General features: G+C 41.3%; 11 protein-coding genes. 6 read left to right on the plus strand and 5 right to left on the minus strand.

The window, feature by feature from the left end:
* Positions 1 to 265: 265 nt before the first annotated feature.
* Both AC1F2U_RS26305 and AC1F2U_RS26310 read right to left on the minus strand, forming a co-directional pair.
* On the minus strand, positions 266 to 1,840 hold the full coding sequence (locus AC1F2U_RS26305) for an AAA-like domain-containing protein (protein WP_480263768.1): 1,575 nt from the start codon (positions 1,838 to 1,840) through the stop codon (positions 266 to 268).
* Between the two features lie 138 nt (positions 1,841 to 1,978).
* Positions 1,979 to 3,385, minus strand: a complete 1,407-nt coding sequence (locus tag AC1F2U_RS26310) for an AAA-like domain-containing protein (RefSeq protein WP_480263769.1) — start codon at positions 3,383 to 3,385, stop codon at positions 1,979 to 1,981.
* A gap of 680 nt (positions 3,386 to 4,065) precedes the next feature.
* Here AC1F2U_RS26310 and AC1F2U_RS26315 point away from each other — a divergent pair.
* The 4 genes from AC1F2U_RS26315 to AC1F2U_RS26330 all read left to right on the plus strand — a co-directional run bounded on the left by AC1F2U_RS26315 (position 4,066) and on the right by AC1F2U_RS26330 (position 6,985).
* Positions 4,066 to 5,025, plus strand: coding sequence for a protochlorophyllide reductase (locus AC1F2U_RS26315; RefSeq protein WP_480263770.1), 960 nt, complete (start codon positions 4,066 to 4,068; stop codon positions 5,023 to 5,025).
* Between the two features lie 144 nt (positions 5,026 to 5,169).
* Complete coding sequence (locus AC1F2U_RS26320) at positions 5,170 to 5,490, plus strand: hypothetical protein (protein WP_480263771.1); 321 nt, start codon at positions 5,170 to 5,172, stop codon at positions 5,488 to 5,490.
* Between the two features lie 111 nt (positions 5,491 to 5,601).
* Positions 5,602 to 6,054: a DUF29 domain-containing protein gene (locus AC1F2U_RS26325; RefSeq protein WP_480263772.1), complete on the plus strand. Its 453-nt coding sequence runs from the start codon at positions 5,602 to 5,604 to the stop codon at positions 6,052 to 6,054.
* Between the two features lie 310 nt (positions 6,055 to 6,364).
* The gene (locus tag AC1F2U_RS26330; protein ID WP_480263773.1) at positions 6,365 to 6,985 is read left to right on the plus strand and encodes a TMEM165/GDT1 family protein; all 621 of its coding nucleotides are present in this window, start codon (positions 6,365 to 6,367) and stop codon (positions 6,983 to 6,985) included.
* 151 nt (positions 6,986 to 7,136) lie between these two features.
* Here AC1F2U_RS26330 and AC1F2U_RS26335 read toward each other — a convergent pair whose 3' ends face one another.
* Positions 7,137 to 8,030 carry a tetratricopeptide repeat protein gene (locus tag AC1F2U_RS26335; RefSeq protein ID WP_480263774.1) on the minus strand — a complete coding sequence of 298 codons (894 nt, stop codon included), beginning with the start codon at positions 8,028 to 8,030 and terminating at the stop codon, positions 7,137 to 7,139.
* Between the two features lie 378 nt (positions 8,031 to 8,408).
* Between AC1F2U_RS26335 and AC1F2U_RS26340 the strand changes: the two genes are divergently transcribed.
* Positions 8,409 to 9,437, plus strand: coding sequence for a hypothetical protein (locus AC1F2U_RS26340; RefSeq protein WP_480263775.1), 1,029 nt, complete (start codon positions 8,409 to 8,411; stop codon positions 9,435 to 9,437).
* 226 nt (positions 9,438 to 9,663) lie between these two features.
* Here the strand turns inward: AC1F2U_RS26340 and AC1F2U_RS26345 are convergent, their stop codons facing one another.
* Both AC1F2U_RS26345 and AC1F2U_RS26350 read right to left on the minus strand, forming a co-directional pair.
* Entirely contained in the window at positions 9,664 to 10,833 is a 1,170-nt protein-coding gene (locus AC1F2U_RS26345) for a homocysteine biosynthesis protein (RefSeq protein WP_322715079.1), read from the minus strand.
* A 4-nt stretch (positions 10,834 to 10,837) separates the two neighbouring features.
* Complete coding sequence (locus AC1F2U_RS26350) at positions 10,838 to 11,014, minus strand: hypothetical protein (protein WP_480263776.1); 177 nt, start codon at positions 11,012 to 11,014, stop codon at positions 10,838 to 10,840.
* A gap of 245 nt (positions 11,015 to 11,259) precedes the next feature.
* On the opposite strand from AC1F2U_RS26350, the gene AC1F2U_RS26355 reads away from it, so the two are divergent.
* On the plus strand, positions 11,260 to 12,150 hold the full coding sequence (locus AC1F2U_RS26355; protein WP_480263777.1) for a DUF4231 domain-containing protein: 891 nt from the start codon (positions 11,260 to 11,262) through the stop codon (positions 12,148 to 12,150).
* Positions 12,151 to 12,188 lie beyond the last annotated feature (38 nt).

A 12,188-nucleotide genomic window follows, 5' to 3' on the forward strand; every position in this document is an offset into this window, starting at 1 on the left:
CTTATCGCTTTTTGAGCTTCGTCAAACTCATATTAACTTATCGCACTAAATCAACCTTTATAGATGAGAGATGGCTTTACTTTAAAGACTGCCGCTACAATATTAGCGATATTAGCGATCGCACTTGTATTGAGCTAATAAACATTGTCACAAGTAAGTCAGCATTACGACGAGTAAATTTTCGGAAAGCTGTTTTAAATTTGCTCGTGATAACTAACCTATACATCGCCTGCACTTGGGTTATTGAGAGTTTTTTTAACGATTGTTATTCTGAGGTTTCCCTAGCAGCTCTTGACTTTGGACAGTGAGTAAATTGAAGGGGTGTAGTCGGCTCGGCACATTTTAGCTGTGATTCTAAAACATCAATCTTTCGTAAAAGCGATACTCCCCACACTATAGAAATCACCAACTTGATAGTCATACCCACGAGCAAAAGTGTCACTATTGTGGCATTTCTCTTCTGTTGAGCCAGCCTTTTTTGTTGCTCTGCAAGCCTTGCTTCGACTTCTTGAGCACGTTCAGCCTCTAATGCTTGCTGTACTTCTCGCCGATCTAATTCTTCACTAGCAGCTAAAAACCGATAATCTAAGTTGCTCAAGCTTTTACCATTTGCCCACATTTGAGCATCCATCAAGGCTTGTCCACGCAATAAGCGAGATTTATCTTTTTCTTCTGAGGCTACCCATGCATTAAAGCTTTCGTAGTACGGGCGCAAGTAAGCTAATTTTTTTCCAACCCATTCTAAATTAAAAACTTCTTGATAAATTCGGTTTTTTACTTGGAGACAACCTTGTTTTTTGATTACCAAACCAGACAGCAACAGTTCTACCTGTTCTCGACTATCATCGGCTGGTACTTTCAATCCTTGGAGGATTTGTTGATAAATTCCTAACAATCTGGCGGCAAATTTTTCGTTTCGGAGGATGCGATCGCGAATAGTTCGTAAATGCTCCGGTTCGTCTTGTGATTCCCATTTCTCGATGATGTACGAGCGCACCACATTTTCTATCCAAAATTCTTCTGTGCCAGGAGGAATTTTCAGATTTCTACCCATCTCATCTTGAGATAAACTCACAAGTAGCCGACACAGCTTTTGAGTAAGAAATGGTTGCCCATCTGTCCAAGCTAATACTTCTTTCAAAACTTTCTGAGGATGATTGTCTTTAATATCTAGTCCCAAAGAAAGTGGTTGAGCTTCTTCAAAGGTGAAACCATTTACTTGGATAGTTTTACCAAGATTAAACGGGGTAGTATTATTTTGATATATAATTAAGTCTGAAGGTGTAGCAACCCCAAAAATTGCAAATGTAATCCGATAATACTCTGGATTTATTGCTCGTTGATTGTAACAAAACCGAATCAAATTAAAAAAGTCATCAACAGAGAAATCGAGGCTGAGTATACTATCAACTTCATCAATAAAAATAAATAGTTTTTCGTCAGGAAACTGAGTTAACAAAATGTCTGAAATAAATCGACTGGTTTTCTGAACTAAAGAAAGATCGTTTTGTTCTTGCCACCAGGTTTTTAAATTAACTTTTCCTAACAGTTTAAAACTCAACCATAAATCGCCGACAACTCCTTTATACCACTGTTCTGGAGTTATATTTTCAGAACCAATATTAGTCATATCAACGGTGGCACATCTAAAGCCCTCTTTTTGCAAGCGGTGCTTTGTTTTTACCATAAGTGAGGATTTACCCATTTGTCTACAGCTTAAAATGTGGCAAAATTCACCCTGTTTTAAAGCTTCGTAAAGTTCTACATCCGCTCTACGCTGAACATAGCTAGGAGCGTCATTAGTAAGAGTACCACCAACTTGGTATCGATAATTCTTCATTTAATTGATTTTGAATTTTAAATTTCTTCTATATCTCAATCAAGAAATTTGCATAGGTAAATTTGATAAGATGCTCAGAATTTCAATGAAATATTAGGTTCATAGTAAAATTTTAGTCCTTACTATGGACTCTTAAAACTAGTGTGAAAATTTAAGAGAAGCATTAGCACTATTTTGCTTTCCAAACTGTTGACTAAAATAAAGACGATATAACTCACACATGGCACTAGCTTGATTGCCGTTTAGTTGAACCAAACCCATACTTTCTAGTTTGTAAGCAGCGATCGCGTCTAACTCCACTTTTTCATCTGTTGCAATTACCTGTTCCATCGCTAACATTAATTCTGGTTCTTTTTGCAGTAGTGTCAACAGTTCTCGTAAATGCTGACCGTAAATTCCTACTGGTATAGATGCAGTTTCTAATAACACCTCTAGCGTCATTCCACCCTGACATAGATGATAAAATGCAAGGCTCACCAGATAGGGATGTCCTCCTACCATTGCTTGTAGGGGTGCAAGGCGTTTTGCCCCTTCCGAGTTTTCTGCCCAATCTAGTCCGTAACGTAATGCTAAACTCTGTACTTGCTTAAGGGTAAATGGTGGTAGTGTAATTGTTATCCCTACATTGAAAGGCGATTGGTTGAGCTTAAGCGGAATATAAATTTCTGTGGTGTGAACCACTATCATCCGTAGTTTTTGCCAAGTCCGATCTTGCTTTGCTTGTTCGTGCCAAAACCGCAGCATTGGCAGAAAGTCTTGGGCAATTTTGGGATGTTCAAAAATCCGATGGACTTCATTCAAAGCCAAAACTACAGGACTATCATTAATGTATTGCAACAGATAAGCTTCAAAATAGATTTTGCAGCTTACCTTGCTGCCCATTTCTATATCCCAAAAATCATCTACACAAGGAAGGAGATTTAACTGCCTACTGACATTTACACAAAACCAACGCAAAAATTTATCCAGGCAAGCAAAAACGTCTTGGTCAGCTTCTTGAAAGTCCAAATAGACAATTTGATAATCTTGCTCTCTAGCATAAGCAATTATCCGATTGAGTAGAGAACTTTTTCCCATCTTTCTAGGTGCTTTGAGCCTGATTAAGCAACCAGGATGTAAAATCTCATTACAAACAAGTTCTTCCAGAGAAGGGTGATTGATGTAAAGATGAGAACCTAGTGCTACAGGGCCGCTAGGAAATTCTATCTTGCTTGCTGAAAAAAAGTCTGGAGAAACAATTTCTAAGCTAGATTCTTCACCAAAGTTTTCTTGGAGCTGGTTTTCTTGATTACCTAACTCGTCTTGTAAGTGTTTATTCAAGGCTAAATGCAGATTTTTTTTCGTTATTCTTTTTCCAAGTGCTATAGAAAGGTCTTGCCACAACTCAGAACCAACTTCCTTGATGTAATTGTTGCCGTAGCCTGATACCTCTGCCATCTCACCATAAGTTTTACCCAACCACGATTGATAGAGCACAAACCACTGAATTGGATCGAGAGGCTTGTCTTGGAGAATTTTTTTTACAGATTGTAGAAGCTTATCCACAGAGAATAAATTGTTAAACTGCTAGGCAATTTACTTATACTTTTCAGCCTAGTAATAATATACATCTGAAATATATCTGAAAAAAAAATATTTAAAAACAGAAAAAGTTATGATTGCATTCATGAGTATACCAAAAATGTTATTACAATTACTTTTTTGAAAGTTTTTTGTATAGAGGTTAAGTCGGTAAGCACGATAAAACCAATATATATTTAGTTTTGTAAAAACGGTGAAATAACGAATTGGTAAAGTATGTGCTGTATTTACATTTCGTAAAATACTTGGGGATTTTTTCGCCCACTTACTTAGCCCTCTTTTATCACTCTCGGAAAAGAATAATCTCAGCCAAATTCTGAGACTTGGATTTAGTCTAGGTTTGAGGCTTTAATTTCCAACAGAAACTAAAATTTATAGACAAAAAGTAGAAATTAAAGCCCCGTAACCGTTTGAGCGATTGGATTCTCCCAAAGTGACAAAAGCTGTTTACGGACGCGCTCGCTTCCGTTATGGATGGAAGAAACAAGTAAAATCCTCTTCTCTTCTGCCTTCTGCTTCGATTATTGTTTTCTGAGAGTAATGGAAGGGCGTTAGTTCAGCCTAAATACAGTCCTGAAAAACCTGGTGACAATCATGGCTCACTGGTATGAGATCCTAGAGACAGTCAATGGAGTGCGAACACAATGGAACAACATCAGAAGCCAACGGTTGTAATTACAGGTGCTTCTTCGGGGGTGGGTTTGTATGCTGCAAAAGCTCTTGCTGATAAAGGATGGTATGTGGTGTTAGCCTGTCGGGATTTAGCAAAGGCACAAAAAGCTGCTCAAGATGTGGAAATCCCCTACAACAGTTATACCAGCATACATATTGACCTTGGCTCCTTGGAAAGTGTTCGACAGTTTGTGAAGAACTTCCGAGCCACTGGCAAGTCTCTAGACGCTTTAGTGTGCAACGCTGCAATTTATATGCCCTTAATCAAAGAGCCGTTACGCAGTCCAGAAGGTTACGAGTTAACTGTCACTACTAATCATCTAGGGCATTTCCTATTGTGCAACCTGATGATAGAGGATCTGAAGAAATCATCTTTAGAGCCAAGGCTCGTAATTTTAGGAACAGTCACGCACAATCCAGACGAATTAGGTGGAAAGATTCCACCACGTCCCGACTTAGGCGATTTGCAAGGCTTTGCAGAAGGGTTTAAAGAGCCAATATCGATGATTGATGGCAAAAAATTTGAACCAGTCAAAGCTTACAAAGATAGCAAGGTTTGCAACGTGCTGACTATGCGGGAACTGCACGAGCGCTATCACGAGTCAACTGGTATCGTCTTCAATTCTCTTTATCCGGGATGTGTTGCAGAAACGCCGCTATTTAGAAACCACTATCCCCTGTTTCAGAAAATCTTCCCCTTATTCCAGAAGTACATCACTGGGGGATATGTGTCTCAAGAGTTGGCGGGAGAACGGGTTGCTGCCGTGGTTGCCGATCCTGAGTATAATCAATCCGGTGTCTATTGGAGTTGGGGAAATCGCCAGAAGAAAGATGGCAAGTCTTTTGTGCAAAAAGTCTCTCCTCAAGCCCGCGATGACGACAAAGGCGATCGCTTATGGGAACTAAGCGCCAAGTTGGTTGGACTTGCCTGATGATACAGGACTTGGCGTTATCCTTGTGCATGATTCATAGATTCATTTTTTTGAATGAATTGGCATCATGTGCAGGTAAGTAATAGTTGAGGTGATTATTACGTCACCTCTAACTTTAGTAAAGTTGTAGACAAAGGAAATGATATGGCGCTTAACGATTTCAGTGCAGTATTTCTTCCTTATTGCATTGAAAAACAACTTGATGGAAAATACGTAGTGCTTAATAGAGAATACAAGCCAGTTGGTTTCAAAACAAAGGAACACATCAAGTATGAAGAGTATCCTATTTGCATTGAATTGAAAGGTATAGGTTTAGCAACAGCAGCAAAACTTTCTTACAAAGGTGATTCAAATACAGACAAAATTTATCTGTACAACGATAGTTATGTTCCAACAAAGAGTGCTGAACACATGAATAATTATCTAAAACGCCTAGAGATATTGGCAAAGCTTAAAGTTGATTAGTCAGACAATTGGCAATTACTTTAGCCCGTAGAATGCGTTACATTTTAACGTACCGATGTTAATTGTAAAGATATGTGAGATATTATCTAAACATTTCCTATGGAAACTGCTATGTCTTCCCTAAAGGCGCATTCCCAAACCCTATATGAAACTGATTACTTGCAATGGATAGAAACGACTGTAGAAAAATTGCAAAGTCAGGATTACGCAAACGTTGAGTGGGAGAACCTAATTGAAGAAATTGCTGATATAGGAAGGAGTGAGCGCCGGAGTCTCAAGAGTAATCTGATTGTAATTCTGATACATTTGCTCAAATGGCAATTTCAGCCCGACAAAAGAAGCGGTAGCTGGGAAGGAAGCATCATTGAACATCGTAGACGTGTCAAAGAAGCTCTAGATGATTCACCTAGTCTCAAATCCTATATTGAGATAGTTTTTGCTGAGTGTTACACACAAGCGGTTAAGCAAGCAAAAGCTGAAACTGGTTTGTCAATGGAATCCTTTCCTCTGAACTGCCCATATCAGCTAGCAGAAGTCACAGATGATGAGTTTTTACCTCAATAAGCCCTGAATCGGTCTGTATGTAACGCTTCACTCTACAGTTATACCTCTATATGCCTACTCTCTTGACTTAATACATGGAAAATATGTATAATGACGGACGCATAGAAGGGGAGTAGCTGCTGGCAAAAAACTTGAAAGCCAGTACATCTGAATCAACATACTGGCGATGAGCCTGGTTCAGATGGCAAGTAATCAAATATTTGAAAGCGAGACCTTCACTAAGTTCACACCGAAAAGTGTAAACTTGGTGAGGTCTTTTGGTTCTCATCAAGCTTCACATCGGTAAACGATTCTTCAGGAGCTTGAGAGAGTGTTAACAGCTTTTACCGCAGGTTTATTACTAATTACAGTTTCAGAACTAGGCGATAAAACATTTTTTATTGCTGTAATTTTGGCAATGCACCACCCGCGGCGGCTGGTATTTATCGGTGTGACAGCTGCTTTAGCCGCGATGACAATCCTTTCGGTGCTATTTGGACAAGCGGTATCTTTGTTGCCAAAAGTTTATATTCATTACGCCGAAATAGCTTTATTTATTGCCTTCGGTATCAAGCTGTTGTATGACGCTAGTAAGATGTCCGCTGCTGCTTGTGATACAGAAGTTGTGGAAGAAGCTGAAGCTGCGGTGAAACAAGCAGATTTGCAGTTACCAAAGCAAAAGACTGGTTTGGCAATTGTTATAGAAGCCTTTGTGTTGACATTTATGGCAGAGTGGGGCGATCGCACCCAAATTGCCACCATTGCTCTAGCGGCTGGTAATAATCCCATTGGAGTGACAATCGGTGCAATTTTAGGACATGCCATTTGTGCTGCGATCGCAGTTATCGGCGGCAAAATGATTGCCGGACGCATTTCTGAGCGTCAACTCACCCTGATTGGCGGATGCCTGTTTTTAGTCTTTGGTATTGTTGCTGCCATTGAAGGAGCATGAGGGGAAGAAGCAGGGGAGAAATCAATTCAAAATTCAAAATTCAAAATTAAAGAACTTTTGCCTCCTGCCTCCTGCCTCCTGCCTCCTGCCTCCTGCCTCCTGCCTCCTGCCTCCTGCCTCCTGCCTCCTGCCTCCTCTTCCCCAATGCCCATTACTTAGGAGTATTTCCCACTGAAGGCGCGGGAGAGGTCGCAGATTTAGGAATGGGGGAAACCGTTCCTGCCTTCTTAATTTCGTCTCTGTACTTAGCAGGTGCTAAAGCTGCGGCACTATCAAATAAAGGTTTTGCATCTGCATCTTTGCCCTGTTGTTTCAGAAGCATCGCTTTTGCCACGACGGGGCGAAAATCTTTGGGATCTTTCTTAATTGCCTGGTCATATACAGAGCTAGCTTGAGCGTAGCGTTTCTGGGAAGCATGAACAGAACCTAACAGTACCTGCACGGCTACTATATCTACACTTCCAGGCTGAATTGTATTTGCTTGGGCTGCATTAGATAGGGTTTCTTGCAATAAACCAATGGCTGCTTCCGGGCGTTGCTGACTGATCAATAAAGCCACCATTCCTTGCAAAGCCTTCAAATCGCCTGGTTTCGTGGACAAAATCGAGCGATAAGCTTGAGCGGCTCCTTCGCGATCGCCAATTTGCTGTTTGGCTTGAGCTAGTAATACTGAATATTCTGACTGTTCGGGATTCAGCTTTGCTAGCTTTTCTAGGGGTTCAATGACAACTTGGATATCAGCTGGTTTAACCTCACTTTTATCTTTTTGACTCAGTAATTGCAGCCGCGCCTGTAACAGACCCTTAAGCGCAGTCTGATTTTCTGGTTCCCGTTGCAAAACCTGTTCATAACCCCGTGCTTCGTCTTCCAGTTTTGATTTTTGGTCAGCAGAGGACAAACTACCTCTGGTGCTAGCGGTATTTTGACTTGAGGGTGGCGTATTATTAAATGCTCCAATTATGGGAATCACCGAAACACCCACAAAAGCAAGAATTGCCACCGCTAAGACGACTTGAACTATCCAACGATTGCGCGGTTGAGACACGGTTTTGTCTTTCTCCTAAATTTTAATGACATTATCATTTACACAAATCGTAAAGTTAAAAATTTCCAAAACTTTGCGGAATACCGCCAATTGCCTGTGAATTTTATAACAATTAACTATCCACACTGCTAAAGTAAGTGATGACTTTAGGAGGAGCCGTCAGAATTGTAGCTATGATATGCTTCCGAAACTAGTGTAAAGCCGCTAAATTAGACATTTAGTGTTTATACATTAAATTTAGCGCCTTTAGGATTGTATAGAGTACCCTAGTGTGATTTTGTGAAAAGCCAATATACTTTCATCAGTTGCACAAATGCTCTTTCCAGCTGCCTTTGTAAAATCCCACAATGGGATGTGTCTCCGCCGCAAGGAGTTTTTATGAATTCCGACCTGATGCCGTTGCCTGAATCTTCCAATTCTTCTGCCTCTAACCAGGGCCCAACTAACGTAGAGGCAGCCGCTAATGTTCATATAGCAGCCCAGTCCTCTAAACAAGTTGACAATTTGCCTGTCAACAACAGCGAGACTGACTCAAATGGGAACTTGATTAATCGCCAGCAACCGATTCCGCCTCCCAGTGAACCGATGCAGTATCGAGCGATCGGCTTAGTCCGAGGTCGCTATCATGCTAGCAGCGAACAATTTACTCAAGGTACGCTGCTGACTCCAGATGGTGTAGAACTCAATGCCGTCCTCCTAGGCCGGATTATGAGCTTAGTCAAGAATCATCTAGACTTAGAAAAAGAACACTTGTGGGTAGTATATCCACGTACTAGACAAGAAAATGATACCTTGCACATCCAAATCGTCGGAGTTTGGGAGCCAGAAAATCTGGCTAAAAACTCAACAGATGAGGACGAATCGGATTTTGAGTTGCAAGATTTACAGACACTCGATGATGGCTTATCCGAGAACTCTGAACTAAATACAACTGCCCCCAGACCTTCATCAGAAGTTGCAGATGGTGGTTTTTCTGTTCGTGGTGAAGTAGTATACCAATCCTTTGATGCTAAAAGCTTGGTAGTCAAAATTAGGCAGGCTCCACGTAAATCAACTGACAAACCCAAATATTTTAAGTTGAAATTGAGGGGTGTGCTAACCACCAAAGCAGTGGGTAAATTCTGGGACTTCCAAGCCAAGCGGGAAGCAGACGTTTTAGTAGTAGAAAAAGCTGAAGCGATCGCTGATTTGCCCAAAAAACGCAAACCACCATTTAAAGGTGGGCCTCGTGCTGGCAGTGGTGGTGGTGCTGGTGGTAGAAAACCATTCCCCCCCAGACGCACTGGCGAAACTCCTCGTCCCATCAAGAAAACAAGTACAGGCGGCGACCCTTCAGTGGTGTCAAAACCTATACCAAGAACACCCGCTCCTAAACCCATCAAGCGACCGAAACCGACTCAAGATTAGGGAATGGGGCATTGGGCATGGGGCACAAAAGGCAGAGGTGCGGAGGGGCAGAGGGGCAGAGGGGAAAGACTTACTCTACTTCTCCTCGGTCACTGAGCGGCTTGCCCTGAGCGGAGCCGAAGGGAGCCGAAGGGAGCCGAAGTGCTGCTTCCCTGCTCCTCGGTCACTGAGCGGCTTGCCCTGAGCGGAGCCGAAAGAGAGCCGAAGTGCAGCTCCCCTGCTCCAATCAAAAATCCGTCCGACGGTCTTGGGGTAGAAAAGATCGCTCCATCGGAATTGGAGAAACTGGTTCTGTCAGGGTAAACGTACCTGCTTCGATCCACTTTTTCAACTCTAGGGCGACTTGCCTAGAAAAAAACAAACTCGCTAAGGGGGCAGAGCGTACTGCTTTGCCCTCTATGGCGATCCACCCAGATTTTAGTTGGGCGTAACTTACTAAACCAAAGGTGGGACGGACGCGCCGGGGAATGGAAAAATCTACTATTGGGGCTACTAAGTCTCGATCTTGGACGGCACAGTGTTCAATTACTTGTTCATTTAATACAGGTAGCGGTACACCAACCCCTAACATTAATGAGGGGCCATAACTTTTGAAGTAACACCCCCGCACCCAATGAGCATCCATTTGCTTGGCATCACCAATTAAAGCTAAAGTGGCAGAAGGCCCAATCGGTGTACGATTAGCTAAACGCTTTTGTAAGGGGAAGTGCTGAGTGCCTTCCCAAGCGACATAACCAATACCGCCGCCTAAAAAAATTCGAGTACCTATACCAACGAGTTGCAAATCGGGATCGTTGAGTAAGGGGGAAATCGCACCTGGGTTAGAATAAACAGCGTTCCCCAGACGCGGTTGTAAAGGGCCGAGATAGGTAAAAAGGGGGCGATCGCCACCATTTACACCAACAATAAAATTTTGATAAAGATTGCGCGGATTGAATAAATAAAACTGATTAATTGTGTCACTGGTAATTGTAGTTTCAAAATTTGCTCTGGGGTAACAATCTGTTACTTGTCCTTGCGCTTTCACGTGTATAGATTTGCCAGCGATCAAATCTTCGATTACATGACCACCACCACGTTCTCGCACTTCTTCCCCATCCGTCGTCTCCACAGCGCAACTCGCACCCAAATATAAATCTACTGCCCCAAAACCAGAGTATGCTGGCACGCCATCTAACCAACAACGGCGAATTTTTATTGGGGGATCGGTATGTCCCAAATTGATAATTGCACCACTTGATTCCATCGGCTCAAAAGTACCAGTGGTAATTACATCAACTTCTTTAGCAGCTTTAGTAACACCGATTTCTACAACTCGTGCTTTTAATTCTTCAGTTGTCAACACCACCGCACGTTGGCGCTTAATTTTTTCGTTAATTTCTGCAATTGTTCGCATCTTCTCAGTGCTTGCGCTTCCTGCTGAATGGTGAATAGGGAGAAACACGATTAATCGCGTCTGTAACTAGGGAGTAGGGAAAAGAAATTTTCATTGCTCTTTGTGGGCGCAGACGATCGAGGCTTTTGGATAATTTCATCTCGAAATAGCGATCGCCAATCTCTGCGCGACAGCTTAACACCCCGAATAAGGATAAAATTCCAAAAAACAATCCAAAGATTGCAAAATTAAAATGATATATTTTTTGGGGCAAACAAGCTATTTGTATCCAAAACACTTTCTTTCTACGTAAAATTACTATAGACAAAACCTTGCATTATCAATCAAATGTATGTATGGTTAGGATTAAGTGGATTTACTGGACTGAAATAATTTTACGTCAACCGAAAGAAACATTTCACCTAATAACGAATTGAGTAAGAGGCAATGACTACTTCTGAATTAGCTAATCTTGAGCAAAGAAACCAAAATAAGATTTCCGATAGGATTGAAAATTTATCCTCTCCATCAGATGATAAAAAGTTGTTTAACTTGAAGGTTATAGAGTATTTACTACTTGCAGCTTTTGTCTCTGCTGGACTCTTTATTATTTTGCTTTCAGATGATAAAACAGTTGTAATTTCTGGAGCAGTATCTCTAACTTTTTTGTTTTTTTTGTTGCTCATCAATAGACAAGTATATCAGAACTATAAGCAGTCCGCTTATAAATCTGAACTCACCAAAAAAGCTGAACTCTATAGTTATTTATTGACCAATCCTAATTCCTGGGATAAAGATACACTGACTCTGACAAGAGGGAAGGCTTTACAATACAGCCAAGACTTGATTGACGATTATAAAAGAATTAGGGGTTTATCAAGAAACCTTTACTATAGTTTGCAAATTGCGACAGTGATTTTATCAGGAGTCACACCGATTTTAGTTCTGGTAGACAAATTAGAAGCAGGACAAGCTTGGCTCAAGTGGCTCCCTGTGCTTTGCCCAGCTGTTGCTTCTATAGTTGCTAGTATAGTTACCTCTTTTCCTTTTCAGAAGAATTCCCTTGCTGCTAATACAGCCGTTGAATTATTAGAAGCGGAACAAGAGAAATTTATATTGGGCGTGACTTTGCCTTATCGTTGTTATGATGTATCTGACGAAACCCAACAGCAACAAAAGGCAAGTCAGGCATTAGAATATTTTATTGTTCAAGTCAACAATATTCATCTCAACCAATTGCAACAAACTAGTGAGACGCAATCAGAGAAGACAGAATCAGCTTCATCTAATGAGTCAAACAAAGCAGAAGCAGAGGTAACAAACCAGAACAAACAATAGCTGATTAGCTAATTGTGTCCATACTCATGGCTATTCTT

The organism is Nostoc sp. LEGE 12454, from assembly GCF_056620565.1.